This is a genomic window from Weissella sp. ESL1139 (assembly GCF_058506735.1).
In genome coordinates this window covers 75400-93925 of sequence record NZ_CP196375.1, presented here as the reverse complement: position 1 = coordinate 93925, position 18526 = coordinate 75400, and the positions used below count along the sequence as shown (strand labels likewise).

Annotated in this window: 14 protein-coding genes and 1 tRNA gene; 3 read left to right on the top strand and 12 right to left on the bottom strand. The window is 37.6% G+C overall.

Features of this window, described 5'->3' with window-relative positions; genetic code table 11:
• Positions 1 to 12: 12 nt before the first annotated feature.
• From ACSYSF_RS00470 to ACSYSF_RS00460, 3 genes are all read right to left on the bottom strand, one after another.
• The gene (locus tag ACSYSF_RS00470) at positions 13 to 1347 is read right to left on the bottom strand and encodes an APC family permease (RefSeq protein ID WP_489867795.1); all 1335 of its coding nucleotides are present in this window, start codon (positions 1345 to 1347) and stop codon (positions 13 to 15) included.
• Between the two features lie 298 nt (positions 1348 to 1645).
• Positions 1646 to 1960, bottom strand: a complete 315-nt coding sequence (locus ACSYSF_RS00465) for a DUF7671 family protein (protein ID WP_489867794.1) — start codon at positions 1958 to 1960, stop codon at positions 1646 to 1648.
• A gap of 138 nt (positions 1961 to 2098) precedes the next feature.
• Positions 2099 to 2236: a hypothetical protein gene (locus tag ACSYSF_RS00460; protein WP_165845925.1), complete on the bottom strand. Its 138-nt coding sequence runs from the start codon at positions 2234 to 2236 to the stop codon at positions 2099 to 2101.
• 235 nt (positions 2237 to 2471) lie between these two features.
• Between ACSYSF_RS00460 and ACSYSF_RS00455 the strand changes: the two genes are divergently transcribed.
• Positions 2472 to 3395 carry a magnesium transporter CorA family protein gene (locus ACSYSF_RS00455; protein WP_489867793.1) on the top strand — a complete coding sequence of 308 codons (924 nt, stop codon included), beginning with the start codon at positions 2472 to 2474 and terminating at the stop codon, positions 3393 to 3395.
• A gap of 269 nt (positions 3396 to 3664) precedes the next feature.
• Here ACSYSF_RS00455 and ACSYSF_RS00450 read toward each other — a convergent pair whose 3' ends face one another.
• From ACSYSF_RS00450 to leuS, 4 genes are all read right to left on the bottom strand, one after another.
• On the bottom strand, positions 3665 to 4930 hold the full coding sequence (locus ACSYSF_RS00450; RefSeq protein ID WP_489867792.1) for an aminoacyltransferase: 1266 nt from the start codon (positions 4928 to 4930) through the stop codon (positions 3665 to 3667).
• A gap of 338 nt (positions 4931 to 5268) precedes the next feature.
• Positions 5269 to 7299 (bottom strand): putative polysaccharide biosynthesis protein, encoded by a 2031-nt coding sequence (locus ACSYSF_RS00445; protein WP_489867791.1) that lies wholly within the window; start codon positions 7297 to 7299, stop codon positions 5269 to 5271.
• Positions 7300 to 7324: 25 nt separating this feature from the next.
• Positions 7325 to 7397: transfer RNA gene (locus ACSYSF_RS00440), tRNA-Arg, on the bottom strand.
• 151 nt (positions 7398 to 7548) lie between these two features.
• Complete coding sequence (leuS, locus tag ACSYSF_RS00435; protein ID WP_489867790.1) at positions 7549 to 9966, bottom strand: leucine--tRNA ligase; 2418 nt, start codon at positions 9964 to 9966, stop codon at positions 7549 to 7551.
• Positions 9967 to 10123: 157 nt separating this feature from the next.
• Here leuS and ACSYSF_RS00430 point away from each other — a divergent pair, with 157 nt between their 5' ends.
• Complete coding sequence (locus ACSYSF_RS00430; protein ID WP_489867789.1) at positions 10124 to 10816, top strand: phosphatase PAP2 family protein; 693 nt, start codon at positions 10124 to 10126, stop codon at positions 10814 to 10816.
• Positions 10776 to 11288: an rRNA methyltransferase gene (locus ACSYSF_RS00425; protein WP_489867788.1), complete on the top strand. Its 513-nt coding sequence runs from the start codon at positions 10776 to 10778 to the stop codon at positions 11286 to 11288. Before ACSYSF_RS00430 ends, ACSYSF_RS00425 begins: the two co-directional genes overlap by 41 nt.
• A gap of 50 nt (positions 11289 to 11338) precedes the next feature.
• Here the strand turns inward: ACSYSF_RS00425 and ACSYSF_RS00420 are convergent, their stop codons facing one another.
• From ACSYSF_RS00420 to ACSYSF_RS00400, 5 genes are all read right to left on the bottom strand, one after another.
• Positions 11339 to 12766 (bottom strand): glycoside hydrolase family 32 protein, encoded by a 1428-nt coding sequence (locus ACSYSF_RS00420; RefSeq protein WP_489867787.1) that lies wholly within the window; start codon positions 12764 to 12766, stop codon positions 11339 to 11341.
• 213 nt (positions 12767 to 12979) lie between these two features.
• Complete coding sequence (locus ACSYSF_RS00415; protein WP_489867786.1) at positions 12980 to 13966, bottom strand: LacI family DNA-binding transcriptional regulator; 987 nt, start codon at positions 13964 to 13966, stop codon at positions 12980 to 12982.
• Positions 13967 to 14079: 113 nt separating this feature from the next.
• Complete coding sequence (gene rlmD, locus ACSYSF_RS00410; RefSeq protein ID WP_489867785.1) at positions 14080 to 15456, bottom strand: 23S rRNA (uracil(1939)-C(5))-methyltransferase RlmD; 1377 nt, start codon at positions 15454 to 15456, stop codon at positions 14080 to 14082.
• Positions 15457 to 15575: 119 nt separating this feature from the next.
• Positions 15576 to 16763 (bottom strand): MFS transporter, encoded by a 1188-nt coding sequence (locus ACSYSF_RS00405; RefSeq protein ID WP_489867784.1) that lies wholly within the window; start codon positions 16761 to 16763, stop codon positions 15576 to 15578.
• A 327-nt stretch (positions 16764 to 17090) separates the two neighbouring features.
• On the bottom strand, positions 17091 to 18479 hold the full coding sequence (locus ACSYSF_RS00400; protein WP_489867783.1) for a DHA2 family efflux MFS transporter permease subunit: 1389 nt from the start codon (positions 18477 to 18479) through the stop codon (positions 17091 to 17093).
• Positions 18480 to 18526 lie beyond the last annotated feature (47 nt).

The window sequence follows — 18526 nt, the reverse complement described above, 5'->3', positions numbered from 1 at the left end:
TGACAATAAGACCTATTGGCGCATACGTTTATGGTTATAGTAGTAAAATACTGGCAATCCAACCGCCACTAACAATATTGAAATAACCGCACCTGAAAAGTCATTTAAAATAGTTGAACCAATAACGAACAAGGCACCAAAGATAGCAACTAATGGCGTAATTGGGAATAATGGTGTTTTAAACAATGTCTTTTCGTCTAACGTTGGATCTTGTTTGCGATGACGCAAAATAAATACACCAATAAATGCAGCTGTATAGAAAATCCAAATTGTAAAAATAGCAATATCTGACAAACGATCAACACCGTCAGTATAAACGATTGCCAATGCAATGGTCATACCCGCAACTGTTAAAATAGCATTCGTTGGTTCTTGTGTTTTACGCGTCAACTTTGACAAATACTTTGGAAAGAGACCGTCCAATGACATTGCATAAGCCATACGAGGAAAGGCCATCATCTTACCATTCAAAGTTCCTAACATTGAAATAATAATGGCAATACTCAAAGCACGACCACCTACATCACCAAAAGCCGTTCGTACAACTTCAAAAGTTGCGTTATTTTGCAAGGCAACGATTCTATCTGATGGTAATGCATGATAAACACCAAACGACACACCGACATACGCAATCACAATGATACTAACACCACCCACCAATGAACGTGGTAAATCACGACGTGGGTTTTTTAATTCACCAGCAATATTAGCTAATAGAATCCAACCATCATAAGCAAACAAAGTCGCCAAAATAGCCATTCCAAAGCCACCACCGTGTGTCACTGTATGTGTAACTGTTTGACCTAAAGCATCAACTTTTCCAAAAAATAAACCGTAAATAATTAAAATAGCAATTGGAATTAATTTAATTGATGTAGTTAATACCTGGAAACTAGCTGCCACACGGTTTTCAAATATATTCACTGCTGCAATAAAGGCCACGTACAAAACAGCTATCCAAGTCGCATAGCGTGTTGAAATGCCTAAAAAATTTGCCGTTAAGAATGCGGCATAACCAGCAATTGAGGCAATAACAGCTGGTGCATAAATGACAACTTGCATCCACCCCGTCAAAAATCCGGCAACGGGGCCATACAACGACTCAATATAACTGTAAAGACCACCTGTTTTAGGTAAACGGGCCCCAATTTCTGCGATTGTTAATCCAGCAGCTAAAGTGATAATACCACCCGCCAACCAAGCTAATAGACCGAGAGTTGAAGAACCTGCTGTTTGTAATACGCCTGCCTGTTTAAAAAATATTCCTGAACCAATCACTGTCCCAACAACCAGTGATAAGCCTGACCAAATCCCCATTGATCGTTTTAATTCAACATCCTGTCCCATAACAATTCTCCTAGTATAAATTTCAACAAAAAAAGCAGCCAGCCAATTTAGTAATTGGTGACTGCTTCGTAAGTTCTCACAGTTTTAAGCGTTACACAAAACGCCCAATCACTAATTGTGTTGAGTTCAAACGATTATTATTATTATTGTTCATAAATCCAATCATTTCTTTAACTCTCCCAAATTAATGTACGGCTTTTGCTACGCTATGTAAATAGTAGCACACTTCAAAAGACATCACAATATACTTTTAAATACTATTAAGCTTATTATCCGATATTAATTATCGATACGCGCTTTATTTTTTATAAATATCTAGCACTTCACTTATAATATTTTCCGGTGCACTGACTGTTAGAAAACGAGCCATCGGGGTAATATTGTGCCGTTCTTTAAACGATAAATCCTTAACAGCCACTAACATAATTGTCATGTTATTTTCTGTTAAAAATAATTGGCCGGGTTTACCAAGCTTTCCCTTAGTATGTTTCCCAATTCGCCAACTATGAAAAGCTTGTTCGTCAAGCGTTTCTTCTTTGGGCTCGTATTGACCACTATTAGTTTGTGTCATCACAACACCAACTAATTCTGCTGTTGGATATTTATTGGCCATCTCTGCCTCCAATCTATCTTTATTAATTGTAACAATATTTTTTAAACAAGGTGCTCTAAATTTTTTGTAACTATATAAAAATAGGTCAGCGTATATCTACGCTGACCTATTTCTTATTTTAAGCTTACTAAATTCAAATTACTTTGATTCTAGTTCAGCTTTACCTTTAGCCCATTGTTGAATGTTAACAACTTCAGCTTCACGAACCTTCTTTGAGTAGTCGTGTGAAACTGGACGACGGCGGGCCCATGTATTATATGGTGATCTTGTTGCCATAATTTAATTCCTCCATTTTGTTATCGATAACTGTTAAAGTATACCGACATTTTAAGCATTAGTCAACTATAAGTAATCACAATCATGCATACTTTTAGATAGTTGCTAACGATAACGTATTTTCTAAAACTTCATTATCAATATAAACGGCAAGCTTTACCTAAACCGCATTAACGCATAGAATGAAAATTACTTATAATATTTTCAAATGCTGTAAACGAAAAGAGTCCAGATTATGATTGAACAACAAAAAGAATTTACTAATTTTAATTGCTATCAAATTGACAATATGACTGTTGAAGACCGTACTTGGCTGACTAAAAGCCAACGCATTACGAATGAAATGCTTGATTATGCTATCGACCCATATGAAAGTGCTCGTATGGAATTTGATGATACAGTTGATAAAAACTTAATGATTTTTGACGTGGTAACACCGACTTCACAACGTGCTACTACCGAACCTGTTAGCTTTTTGTATGATTCAAAACAAACAAATTTGTACATTTTCACACGTAAAGAAACAGCTTTCGTCATGAATAACTTAAATGAAATCATTACCACTCAAAATGCTATAACGGCAAATACGCAACCAATTGATGTTATTCTAAAATTAACCGAATCATTATCCGGTGAATTTATGCGCGCTATCTTAGCAATTAATCACAAGCGCCTTACTATTCAAAGTACCATTAAGGCAACCTCACCTACCCAGCTGTCGATTAATCAATTAATGTCCTTGCAGACTGATTTAATCTACCTTATTAATTCATTACAAACAGACCGCACACTGCTTATTTCTTTGAAAAATAACATGCATCATGCCCTTCATGATGATCAAATTGAAAAGCTCGAAGACGTTGTTGTTGAATTACAACAAGCATTAGATACTGGTAATCTATCCCAAGAAGTCACAAGCAGCGTCGCTAACGCTTTTGACAATGCTGCTAACGCTAATTTGAATTGGACCATGAAATTACTCACTGTTTCATCAATTGTCCTCACAGTACCAACAATTGTGTCAGGATTTTTTGGACAAAATGTGATGTTGCCATTAACGAAAACAAACGGGGGATGGATATACACTATTGTCATCACCATTATTTTTATGATTATCATCACATTAATATTGTGGCATTATGGTTTCTTCAAAAAATAGTCCATAAACTTAAAAAGTTCCTAAATTTGATAGTAACAATACCGAATTTAGGAACTTTTTTTCAAACTCAATTAAATAATCTCCGATTTATACCGTTCGACTATGAGTTCTAAAAGATAATCTCCAAAAGAAAGAAGATCTTGTAGTAAGATAGAGAAAAGATTATCTTTATTTATAATCATAACACGATACTTGATTATGCAAGTAATATATTAAACGCTAAAGGTCGCGACATTAAAAAATGTCGCGACCTTTTTATATATATTAGCTTATCCGCGTGCCAACAATTTCTTTAGGAAATGGTAAACAGCGTATTTAGGTCCATTAATTGGCTTAACGAATGAACCAACTTTTTCTTCTGCATGACCAGCAAAGCCTTGCTTAAAGCCCAGCACACCATCAGACCCATCAAAGACACCTGAAATACCATAAAAATTATAGTGTGGAATCTTACGCGCAATAGCCTGTTTGAAAGCATACTCTTGGACAGCGTATGGTCCATAATAATTCTTATACTCATCATAAGTACCAGAATATAGATAAATCATTTCATTTGCTGTTGCTAAGAACAATGCGCCCGCAATAACAACAATGTCTTTACCTGCTTCTTTACGAGCTACTTGTGCTTGCGCAATCCGCTTTTCGTGTTGCTTATGTTGATCAGCGTACTCTGCTCTTTGACGCTTAAGCTTCTTATAATTTGGCTTTTCAGCAATGCGCGCATCTAAATTAGCAACTACTTCAGCTAGATGATCACGGGCTTGTTCTTGACCTTTAATGTAAGCAGGGAAATCCATTTCTGCAAACACAAAATATGCATCATCCCCATACTCATCATAGACTATCTCATAGAAATCCAAATCCTTATCATGATAGTTCAAACGATTAGCTGTATCTTGCGTCAAGGCTTTAAATGCTGGTAACTCATCTTTAGTCAACCGATGTACTTTAATCCCAAATTGATCGGTTTTCTTCAAGTAATACTTACCATCTTTGGCAAATGATGCACGTAATGCTTTCGGATCATCCCCAGCTTCTAACACTGGTTCTAATGATTTAACATATTGCCATGATGGTGATGAATTCGTCGTCCAGCCCTTTGTTGCTGGTGTATGTTCAAAGCCAATTTCAGTTAGTGCATCAATGACTGTGTTGTCATTTTCACCAATTTGATCGCCATTATCATCATATTTACGATAAATTGCGTTTGGCATAATCCGTAAGAATAAACCACGTCGCTCTTTTGCAAAGGCCATTACGCCATCAACAAATTCGGCTACTAATTGTTTATCACTATAATCAATTAGCATACCACCATCAATTTGGAATAGATTTCCCATTTTGACAGGAATCCAGCCTAAAACTGCGGCAGCTTCTACTTTATCATCAGAAACTAAACCCACCAAACTTGTTTGCCAACCACGACGAGCTAACAAACGTGCTTGGGATGCTGTTTGTAGATAACTACCATCAGCATGGGTTTGGGCAAAGGCTTCAAATTCTGCTGTTGTTAATTCTTTAAATAAACGTGTCATGTTTAACTTGTATCCTTATCCTAATATCTATTATTTTAAATTATACGCTATCTATCTTAAATTTTGGCAAACAACTCATAAATCTGACTTTTCCACACTAGAATGTGTTAAAAATTTTAATAAAAACTGCTTCATCTAGCAATATTTACCATTTTTAAAAAGACATTTTATGACTTATTCTTTAAATTAATTACTCTTAGTGGAAAACTCTACAAGATTTCCACTCTTTTTAACAGGTTTTTCCACAAATATACAGTCTTATGCACAGATTTTTCCACAGGGACCAATAAAAAAGTTGATCTTATTATTTAAGATCAACTTCCTTATTAATATTCATATTATTTTTTCAAGTGCAATTTCTGAGCTAACTTAACAGCTCGTTGTCCCAAAACTACTTCACCAATATGGGTCTTCAAGACCGCAACGCCATAAATAATGGCTCCGATTAATGCGGCAACCATCAACAATATAAACTGAACAAATTTTGTATCTGGTACAAATAATCCAACTGTATACGTAACTGGCGTTACAACTGCAAACATAACTAGGCTCCAGAAAAGAATCACGACAAATGTCGAATTAAAGGATGTCCAATCAATACTATACAACCTTGATAGATGATGAATGGCAACAATCATACCAACCATAAAGGCTAATGTTGTTGAAAGTAGTGGTCCCATTCCTTGCAACCAAATGGTCAAAGGAATTTGCAAAACAATCTTTACCCCAAAGATTAGTACTAATAATCTCATCGTGTAACCTAATTGTCCTAATCCTTGGAAAATAGCTAATACAACCATGTACAAGCTCAAGAAAATAGCTGAATAACTAGCAAACTGCAAAATCAATGTACCATTTGTGACATCAGACGTCTGATAAAACACAATATACAAAGGTCGAGCAACTGCCACCATTCCTAACACGGCGGGCACCATGACAAATGCTAACAACTTAAAGGCAAATTGAATTTGATTACCAATATTCTCTTGGTTACCAATCTCACGCGCTCGTGCAATCATTGGCAATGCTGTTTCTGACATACCAACTGCCAATGAAACGACTAGCATCACCAACTTGTTTGAATTAAAGGCAAATTGGGCATACATTGCTTGCATTGCATCATGAGAAACACTTGTAAATGCTCGAATAATCTTGAAGAAAGTATATTGATCAAATACTTGTACTAACGAAATGGCCGCACCTGCAAAAATAACAGGAACTGACTGACGCGCCATACGTAATAAGACTTCACGTGCATTAAAATGTTTAGTTTGAACACTCTGGCGTTGCTTTTCTTTAAAGAAGCGACGCCGATGGAAGATACCAAATAGCAAGATAACAATTCCTGCTAAGGCACCCCAGAAAGCGGCAAAGGTCGATTGAACGGTTGCATCAACCCAATCACCATGGTGACCAATCATAATCCAATACGTCATTGCCAACATATAAATGACACGAACTAATTGTTCAATGAATTGCGACCATGCCGACAAGCCCATAAACTCAAATCCTTGCACGTAACCACGTAACATAGATAATGTCGGAATGATAACAACTGCCGCCGATAAGGCTCGAATAACACGCACAACATTTGGATCACCTTGTGACAGTAACCCGGCCAATAGGTACAACGCCGCACCTGCAACAATTCCAAGAATTGCGCCTAAGTTTAAGGCCTGCCTGAAGATATGTCGAATCGCTGTATATTGACGCGATGCACTATACTCAGCAACTAACCGGGCCAAAACATTTGGCAAACCAGCCGTTGCAATCAACAAGGCAACACTATAAATTTGATAACCCTGTGAAAATAATGAATTAGCAAGATTGTAATAGACATTACCAATCATCGCAATCCAAGGTATTACATATAAAGCACCTAACAAACGTGATGCCAAACTACCAATCGTCATCCAAGCTGAACCACGCAACATTCGCGATTTCGCATTTTTATCAGTTTCAACTGGCTGCTCTACCTCTGGTTCAGGCTCATCTGCTACTGCTGATTCGTCCAACACTGGTTCAACTTCTTCAGGAGCAGCTGAAGGTCGCACACTAATTGATTCAGCAGCTACTTTTTCTGGCCTGGTTGCTGTTGTTGATGCTGACTTATCTATAACCGTATCCGGTACTTCATGTACCTTAAACGTCGCAACACCATTTCGATTTACTTTAACTTTAGCCTTGGCTGGATGCTTTGGTTCTTGCAAATCTTCATTAGAAGAAGCCACTTCTTCGTCATGATCATTAAGAACTTCATCGACATCTTTACCCTTAATAATTTGGTTCAGTTCTTCATAAGTAATATCTCTACGAAACGGCGAATTTGATTGTTCACTATTTGATTGGGGTTTTTTATCGTCAGTCATGCTCCTTCCCCTTCCTCATATTTAATGACGTTACACAGACTCGAACTGTGATCTAAGACTTAGGAGGTCCTTGTTCTATCCAGTTGAACTATAACGCCGATAACAACCTAATATATTATTATACACAAGAAATCTTATAGTTTGTAGCCGTAATTCACAACATCTAATAATGATAACGCATAATGCCCTAAATTGAGCATAAAAAATCACCGAACTCAATTGAATTCAGTGATTTTATTGAAATATCAATTAAATAACAAAGTTAACTAACTTGCCAGGTACCGCAATAACCTTCTTTGGCTCCTGACCATTAAGTTGCTTTTGAATAACTTCTTCTTTAGTTGCAATGGCAATCATTGCATCACGATCAGCATCAGCTGACATTGTTACACGACCACGAAGCTTTCCATTAACTTGTAGAATAACTTCAATTTCATCATCTACTAGAGCAGCCTCATCGTATGTTGGCCAAGTAGCATAAGCAATTGATTCATCCTTGTGTAGGTAGCTCCATAGCTCTTCCGTCATATGTGGTGCAATTGGGTTCAACAACTTAATGAAGCCTTCAACGTATTCAACAGCCAAATTATCTTGCTTATATGCTTCGTTGATAAAAATCATCATTTGTGAGATTGCTGTATTGAAGCGCAAGTTCTCATAGTCATCAGTAACCTTTTTAACGGTTTCGTTGTAAATCTTGTCCAACTTGTGATCATTAACAGTTGTAATGTGATCACGTAGTTTATCTTCATCATCAATAAACAAACGCCAAACACGGTCTAACCAACGACGTGATCCAGCCAAACCTTCTTCAGACCAAGCGATTGATTGATCCAAAGGACCCATAAACATTTCGTACAAACGCAATGTATCGGCACCGTACTCTTCAACAACATCATCAGGGTTCACAACGTTACCCTTTGACTTTGACATCTTTTCATGGTTTTCACCAAGAATCATACCTTGATTAGCTAATCTTTGGAATGGCTCCTTAGTGTGTACAACACCTAGGTCATACAAAACCTTGTGCCAGAAACGGGCATACAATAGATGCAAAACGGCATGTTCAGCACCACCAATGTACAAATCAACATTCTTCCAGTAAGCTTCTGCTTCAGGTGAAACAATTTCATGTTCATTGTGTGGATCCATATAACGTAGGTAGTACCATGATGAACCAGCCCATTGTGGCATCGTGTTTGTTTCACGCTTACCTTTACGACCATTTTCATCAACAACGTTAACCCAGTCGTCAACATTAACCAATGGTGATTCACCAGTACCAGAAGGCATAATATTATCCACTTCTGGTAGACGTAATGGTAATTCTGATTCAGGTACCAATGATTGCGTACCATCTTCCCAATGAATAACCGGAATTGGCTCACCCCAATAACGTTGACGTGAGAAAATCCAATCACGCAAGCGGAAGTTAACTTGCTTATGACCAGCATGGTTCTCTTCTAACCAGTCAATCATCTTAGTAATTGCTTCATCTTTACCCATGCCGTCCAAGAAACCAGAATTAATGTGGGTACCATCCCCCACATAAGCTTCCTTTTCAATATCGCCACCTTCAATAACTGGGCGAATAGGCAAATCATACTTCTTAGCAAAGTCATAGTCACGACCATCATGAGCTGCAACAGCCATAATAGCACCCGTTCCATATGATGCTAGCACGTAATCACCAATCCAAATTGGCAATGCTTCACCATTAACCGGATTAATTGCATAAGCACCCGTGAACACACCAGTCTTATCTTTATTCAAGTCAGTACGTTCCAAATCAGACTTTGAAGCAATGTCATCCTTTAATGCTTGCACGGCATCACGTTGTTCATCAGTCACAATTTTTTCAACTAATTCATGTTCTGGCGAAAGCACCAAATATGTTGCACCGAACAAAGTGTCGGCACGAGTTGTGAACACTTCAATTTCTGCATCATCAGATCCTTGAACCTTGAATGTTACTGAAGCACCAATTGAACGGCCAATCCAGTTACGTTGTTGTTCTTTGATGGCTTCTGGCCAATCTAAGTCATCCAAATCATCAATCAAGCGATCTGCATAAGCAGTAATCTTCAAAGCCCATTGACGCATTGGCTTGCGATAAACTGGGTAGCCACCACGTTCAGTCTTACCATCAACAATTTCCTCATTAGCAACCACTGTTCCACCATTATAGTCAGGGGCCCAGTTAACCATGATTTCATCTTCGTAAGCTAAACCTTTTTTATACAATTGTTCAAAAATCCACTGAGTCCACTTGTAATACTTTGGATCAGTTGTATTTACTTCACGTGACCAATCATATGACAATCCCAAAGACTTCATTTGGTTACGGAAAGTTTTAACATTCTTTGCCGTTACCGTCTTTGGATCTTCACCAGTTTTAATCGCGTATTCTTCCGTTGGTAAACCAAAGGCATCAAAGCCCATTGGATGCAAAACATTATAGCCTTGCATCCGCTTCATACGTGATACAATATCTGTTGCTGTGTATCCTTCTGGATGACCAACGTGTAGGCCTTGTCCAGATGGAAATGGAAACATGTCCATTGCAAAATACTTTTCTTTATCAGAATCATTTGAAGTTTTAAATGTCTGATGTTCATCCCAAAAATGTTGCCATTTTTTCTCTACTAATTTGTGTTGATATGCCATGATTGATAACCTCACTTTAATAATTCTTACTTTATCAAAAAAAGTCCGAGCTTTCAATATTCATCAAGGATTCACCAAACTAATTGTAGCGCATATTTTCAAACCAAATTGTGCTAAACTAATAAAATGAGAAAGAAATAAGAAGGAGGTCCCCGCAATGCATCTACGTAAATTTGATTATCTACAACTAGCCATTGCATTTGGTGGCCTAGCCATTTTTATGATTATTACCATTGGCTACATTTACAATTTTAATTTTATCCATACAATAGACCAATGGGGCTTTCGCTACATTCGCGAACCTTTAACACCAGAAAGATCGTGGTTTTTCCGTAACGTAACCCGTGCTGGTAACACAAAATGGACCGCATTGGTCATGGTCGTCACAGCATTGATTGCATTACTAGTTCGCAAGTGGGACGTTGCCGTTTTCATGTTGGTAAACGTTGGTGTGTTTGGTCTAGGTGTTATGAGTTTGTTTAAACATATTTTCAAACGCCCTCGTCCTGATATTTACCATGTTATTGAACAATCTGGTTATTCATTTCCATCTGGCCACGCATTAAATGCGATTCTACTTTACGGTTCTTTGATCGTTTTGGTCCATTACTATTTGAAATCAGAAGATAATTTACGTTATGCTTTCATGACGTTATTTGCAGGTTTAATTATTGCCATCCCTGTTAGTCGTGTATATTTAGGCGTACACTATTTATCAGATATCCTAGCTGGTTTCGGCTTAGGTGTCTTTCTTCTAATTATGTCAAAAGAAATTATTTTTAAATATCGCACACGAGAGGTTTTCGAAAATGCGCACAATTCAGAATCTAGTCCAAATATCACTAAATGAATATCTAGCACCCGGTGACTTAGCCATCGATGCCACCATCGGTCATGGTGACATTACCCGCTTTTTAGCTAGCCGGATTGGGGATGATGGTAAGGTACTCGCCTTTTCTGATCAAAAAGAAGAAATTGACGACGTTGCTGCATCACTCTTTCTAAGTGGTCTTAATGAACGTGTTGATTTAATCAGTAAAAATTTTGTTGATATCATTAATTATTTAGAACCAACACAACCGGTTGGCACTGCTATTTTTCAAATTAATCAGGAGCTTGACTTAAATGCTGTTAAAAACACAGCTAAGGCTATCTTAATGTTCTTGAAAACTGATGGTCTATTATGTTTAGTAAGCGAAGATACTGATTCACTAGTTGATATCAAAAATTACTTTGCTGAATTACCTGAAAATTCATATAGTGTTTCATATTATGAAGATGTGTTAACCCATGAAAGTGCGTTAGTTATTCAACGACATTAATAACAGTATACAAAAAAGCGAGACCATTCTTGGCCTCGCTTTTTCAATCATTAATATTGAATCGCGTCAGTTTCCAAATCATACGTTACGGCAGTTGCTTCGCTGGCACCATCTTGACTAAAGATGACATCTGGATGCACCTCATTGTAATAACGTTCCGTAAAGACAGTTTCACCATCATTGATAAATATTTCAACTGAACTACGATCAATCAATAACTGCAAGTTCATTTGATCAGTTGGTTGCACATAACCTATCCGGACATCATCACGATCTGAACGTGATACCGTTAATTTATGCTCTGATTGCGTATAATGCAATGTCAAAATCGCACCATTATCGGCAACAAACTGCAAATCAAAGTCTTTATCGGCTGCAACTGAAAGTTGTAACTCATTGCTTTGCGCTGCCTTTAACAAAGTTTTACCAGCGTTTGTTGGCACCCATGCCAATTTCTGTTCTGAACCTGCCACGCGTAATTGTGCTAATTCAGCAACCGGGTTCATATAAATATGGTCATCTTGTAATGTTAACTCTCTTGGGAAAGTTAAAGCACCGGCCCAACCATCAGCTTGTTCAGGCATCACACTTTCCCACATATTCATCCAAGCAAACATAATGCGCCGACCATCAGGGCTTAACATCGTTTGCGTTGCATAAAAATCATGACCATGATCAATCTCAGTAAAATCGCCATGCGTCAGCACTGGTTTAGCCAAATCTAATTGACCAATCATATAACCAGTTTCATGCAAGTTTTTGTATTTATCTGCGGTTGCTTCAATGCCTTGCGGTGACATCAACAAAATTTGTTTGTCATTCAAGGTAAAGATATCAGGGCATTCCCACATATAACCTTGTTCAGCAATGCCCTTTGATTCCGCAATAGCACCCTCATATGACCAAGATAGCAAATCATCTGATGAATAAATTAATACACGACCAACTTCAGTATCCTTAACTTGGCTACCAATAATGACATAGTACTTATCACCTTCTTGCCAAACTTTTGGATCACGGAAATTGTTGGTACTATCACTAGGAATTTGTGATGCTGGAATCACGGGATTATTTTCATACTTAGTAAAGACAATACCGTCTTCACTAACAGCAATGTTTTGATCTTCCACAAAATCATCATCATCGCCAGATTCACCAAAATGATGACCTGTATACATCAAATACAATTTGTCGTCTTTAACAATAGCACTTCCTGAAAAAATACCATGTTTATCCATGGGTTTCTCAGGTGCTAGGGCAACTGGTAATGTTTCCCAGTGCACTAAATCCTTACTACGGGCATGACCCCAGTGCATTGGTCCCCATTCTGCACCGTATGGATAATGTTGATAAAAGATATGATAATGGCCTTTGAAGTAAACAAAGCCATTGGGATCGTTAATCCAACCAGCAGGTGCGGCAACGTGATAATTTAATCGATAACGTGAATTTGTAACTTTTGCTAATTCTGGTTTCATTGTTAAAATCCCCCTAATATTTGCCAACATTCATTTTCTTGATTATTCATTAATATTATGACTAGTAATAGCCGTAAAATGCAGCCACTACATCATGAATTGATCATCTATGTAATCGGTTTCATTACTTGTATTATAGTTTGGGTAAGTCAACATGTCAACCGGTTGATATATGTATTCTAAAAACCAGCAAACTGGTTAAAAAATTAATTATTACGCTTTCGTACCTGTCTTACCTGACCACAAAGATACCGGTAGAATATATTCCGTTTCGGTTTCTTCCCCGGCAATACGTTTTACCAAAACATCAACCGCAACTTTAGCCATTTTTTCAATTGGCTGAATAACTGTGGTTAACTCTGGTACAATTGCTTGCATTAACGCTGTACCATCGTAACCAACAATTTTTAAGTCAGTGGGGATATTTTTCCCGCGTTCCTTAGCAATCGCCATAATAATATTGGCATCAACATCATTTGATACAAATATGCCATCCATATCTGGATATAAGTCAAATAATTCGTTATACCGCTGCTTCTTTTCTTGAAATGATAGCGTGAAATCGATGGTAAACACCCGTGGTTCTAAATCATGGGCTTTCATTACCATTTCATACGCATCGCGGCGTCGATTTGCAGGTGTCTCCAATTCAAGTGGGCCATTTGTATGTACGATTGTTTTAGCACCGGCAGCGATTAATGTTTCCGTTGCCAATCTACCACCATCATAATTATCCGATGCAACGACTGGAATATCACTATTCATAACCCGATCAATGGCAACGATTGGCAAATGACTATACTTATATTCAGCGATGCCTTGATTATGGGTCCCCACAATCAAACCATCTACTTGTCCTGATAATAATTGATCCAAATAATCAGTTTCTTTTTCAACATCTTGTAGTGAGTTACCAATGATAACTTTAAAATTTCGCGAATACAATTCGCGTTCAAGATAATCGACTAATTCACCAAAAAACGGATTAGAAACGGTTGGAAAAATTAGGCAAATCAAACCAGTTTTTTGCTGAAATAACTGACGAGCGGCAGCATTAGGTTGATAATTTAATTCTGCCATCGCATCGTGCACTTTTTTTAAAGTCTTTTCACTTAAATAACCACGATTATTTAAAACACGTGACGCTGTGGTTTTTGATACCCCCGCTAATTTTGCCACATCTTCTAGTTTTGGTTTCATCTTACATACCCTTGCCCTTCTCCTAGTCAACACATACCTCTATTGTATCAATATCTCGTCATTATTTAACAAAAAATGGGATTGAAATTACTTCCAATCCCATCATCTGTTATTTAATCATTTGGTTCAAATACTGTTACCACTTCAACGTGTGCTGTTTGTGGAAATTGATCCAAAGGTTGCACATCTCCTTTAATATGAAAACCTTGTGCAATCAAATACTTGGCATCACGGGCCATTGTTTCTGGATTACATGACACATAAACAAATCGTTTTGGTTGAATTTCAGCAACTGCATCTAACAATTCATTTGTTAATCCACGCCGTGGCGGATCAACAAAAATAACGTCTGCTTCAACACCTGCTTGTTGCCACTTACGCATTTGTTCAGGTGCATCGGCTGTAATAAATGACGCATTCGTCACATGGTTATTTGCCACATTTTTTTGCGCATCAATCACAGCTCGTTCAATAACTTCAACACCAAGCACTTGTTTAACTTGATTAGCAACGGTTAACCCAATTGTACCAATACCAGAATACGCATCAATTACCGTATCCGTTGGCTTTAATTCAGCCTTCTTAGCAGCTAACGCATACAACACTTCTGTGGTTTGTGGGTTAACTTGGTAAAACGAATTAGGGCCAATTTCAAACTCAATACCTAACAAAGTATCATGAATGAAATCCTCACCCCACAATGTGCGATTATCACCCGACATCAATAAATGTAACGCCCGGGGATTATGATTCAATACCACACTGTGAATGCCTGGTACAACTGCTGCAATTTCTTCAGCAATTTGTTGTTCATCCTTAATCGTTGGTGTTTGTGATACCAAAACAACCATTAACTCATGACTATAATAGCCACGGCGAACCATGATATAACGCATTTCACCTTGCTGAGTATCATCACTGAACACAGATAGTTGATGATCATTCAAAATATCACGAACTGTTGCAATCGTCTCATCGATTACTGGATCATTCACATAGTAATCTGACAAAGGCAAAATTTCACCTGGCGTACGGCGCTTAATGAAGCCCGTGACTAATTTGTCACCATCAAATTTAATTGGCACAACCGTCTTATTACGATATTGAATTGGGTTATCCATCCCAATCGTTGGCGCAACGTTTGCTTCAATACCAGCTGCATCGTAGAATTTTTTAACTTGGCCTTGTTTGATTTTTAATTGAGCTTCATAGCGCAGGTTTACATATGGTGCAATTCCAACATCCAATAGATAATCTTTACCTTTTTCTTCACGGTCTGGTGAAGGATTGACCACTTCAATTACTTCACCACGAGCAAATTTACGATTAACCTGCGTAATTTCAAATTTAACTGTTTCACCTGGAAAGGCATTTGCCATGCGGATGGGGTAATCACCCAACATCACCTCACCAAATCCATTGTAGAGCACCTCTACCACTTGCCCGGTTAATTTTTGGCCTAACCGAACAGGCATGATTGTATGACTCATATTATCTCTCTCATTATCTTTAGCATTACTGTCTTTTATTATACTAGTTTATCAACATCAGGCAATCATAATAAAAAAGAGCTGAACCTTATCAGCTCAACTCTAAATATAGATTTACCTTATTCAAAAACCGTCTGTTCACGTTCTTCAAACCACAACAAAACAATGAATAAGACAATGGCAATCGACATAACTGTCGTTTGTAAGAACCAACTATCTGATTGTGCATACAACACACCGTATGCCCATGGTGCACCGGCGGCAATCAAATAACCACCCGTTTGAGCCATTCCTGATAATGCAGAACTTTCATTAGCTGTACTAGTACGAATGGCATATGATGTGACCATATATACAAACACTGCCGTTCCACCAATACCATTAAAGGCTGTTACAAATAGCCACCAAATCAGCCCAGCATGTTGATTAAACATCATTAATGTTGAAATCAACCATAATATTGTTGTACTCGTAATCAATGTTCGGCGACTCTTGTAAGTTGCCTTTTCTAGAAAACTTGGCACTAAAATTGACACTGGAATACCAATTAGCGATAACACACCGATAATCCAACCCGATTGTGTCGCAGTAACACCAGTACGTTGGGCAATTGTTGGTACCCAAGCAATTGATGTGTAGAACACGGCTGATTGAATACCGGCCATTACCAACATTGCCCAAGCATACTTATTGCGCCATGGATTAACCTTCTTGGTTTCCTTAGGTGCAGTTCTAGTTGCTGACTTATCCAACTCGGGATTGGTATTGATAATCATATGAGCAATCCACGTAATCATGACCAAAAGTACAATAACTGTGATGAAAACCACTAACATTTGCCAGCTAAAGGCCTTCGTAATTGGCACAGCGATAATCTGAAATACTGCCGTCATCAACGTCATCGTTGTACTATAAAGTGACGTATACGCACCAATTTTATTAGGTGTGAACTTTACTAAAGTTGCGGGCAACAAGACATTAATAAATGCAATTCCAATACCAACTAAAATCGTACCAATAAATAGCATTGGCGCACTAATCACACGAGAAATTGATCCAACTACAACAAACAACAAGGCTGCTAGTAAGGTTTTTTCAATACCAAACCTCTTCGTAAAAAATGTCGTTGTTGGTGATACAACCGCAAATGTTAACAAAGGTAATGTCGTTAAGATACCTAATTGTGATACTGGTAACCCAAACGAATGCGCCACATTGTCAATAACGACCGGCAATGTCGTAAAGGTTGAACGCATCACAATACCTAGTAACACAATGCTTAGGACAAATAACCACTTCTTTTTCATAAAGCACCTCTAATTCCTAAAAAATAATATGTAAATTTAAAAAGTCCGTTAAAAACTATACATTTTTATTTTATGCCTGTCAAAATCCAGAGTGTGACAAAAGTCGCTTTGAATCCGAGTGTAACGTGGTTTGGACGCTTTGTGGGCGTAGACCACGAAGCGGGCAAATACGTTACATTGAGGATTCAGATTTTTGGATCCGTTTATCCAGAGCGTAAACAAAAGCGGTTTGTAGGCGCATAATTAATTACCAATAAAAAAAGAAGTTGAAACAAAGGAAAATGTCCCAACCTCTTCTAGCTAAAATTGTTTAAATTTATTTAGCAGCTATAGTTTTTTATTTAAGAACAATGAAGATGCCAAACCAATTAAAGCAATAACCAACATTAAGGTGAAGCCCCACTTAAAGCTAGCTGCACTACCAGCTTGACCGCTATTAGATACATTAGCAGCTAAGGCAATTGCCAACATGGTAATCGCCGTTCCAAATGAACCACCCACTTGACGAACAGTTGATGAAGCGGCATTCGCATGAGCAGTAAGATCTGATGCGACTAAATTCATACCTGCCGTAAATGTTGTCATCATCGTAAATGAAATACCAATCATTCGAACAGCATAGGCGACACTAATCAAAACTAAACTAGTATCAGCATCGAAAGTTAACATTGGTAAGGTTCCAAGCAATAGCATCGTAAATCCGAACAAAGAAACTTTTTTAATACCAATTTTGTCATATAAAGTACCTGAAATTGGATTACAAATCATCATAACTAAAGCACCCGGCATCATAACTAGGCCAGCCGTCAAAGCACTCTCATCACGCGTACTTTGCAAATATAATGGTAAAACTAATTCAATACCAACCATCGCAATGTTACTCAACATACTTAGCATTGTGCATAAATTGAATTGCCAATTTTTAAAGACGCGAATATCTAATAATGGCTCAGATAACTTTAATTGACGACGACCGAACAAATACATAATCACAGCACCAACAACAAACAAGAATGCTAGTAGACCTGTAACTTTACCTGTATTGCCAATTTCTGATAGGACATACAAGATTAACCCAAACCCAACAATTGACTCAGCGAATGATGTCACATCCACGGCTTGTTTCTCTGGTACAGTTATATTTTTTACTAAGAAAATTGCTGCCAAACCAATAATACCACTGACAATACTCAAGATAATGATCAACATTTCCCAATCAAAGTAATTCAAAATACCACCTGAAATCGTTGGCCCAACTGCTGGTCCAAAACCGATTACCAATCCGGTGATTCCCATAGCCATACCACGCTGTTCTGGTTTAAACAAAATCAAAATAACGTTTTGAATAAATGGCATTAACCCACCAGCTGCTGCGGCTTCCACAATTCTTCCAAATAATAGCACCCAAAAATTAGGCGCAAAAATACAAATAACCGATCCAATAAAGAACACACCCATCATCGTTAAGAAGGTCGATCTTAAATTAAATGAATTAAATATCCAAGCTGATATTGGAATCATCAACCCCACTACCAATAAATAACCGGTGGTTAACCATTGTGCCACTGATTGACTAACATCAAAGGCATTCATAATACTAATTAACCCATTATTTAAAAATGTTTCAGCCAATAGTGCGACGAATGCACCCAACAATAAAACTGCCATCATCAAATTTCTAGTTTTATTAGAAATTGTAGCTACTTTCGCTGCCATAACATCTCTTCTTTCTGATATAAATTTTTATAACATGTAGCAAGCTA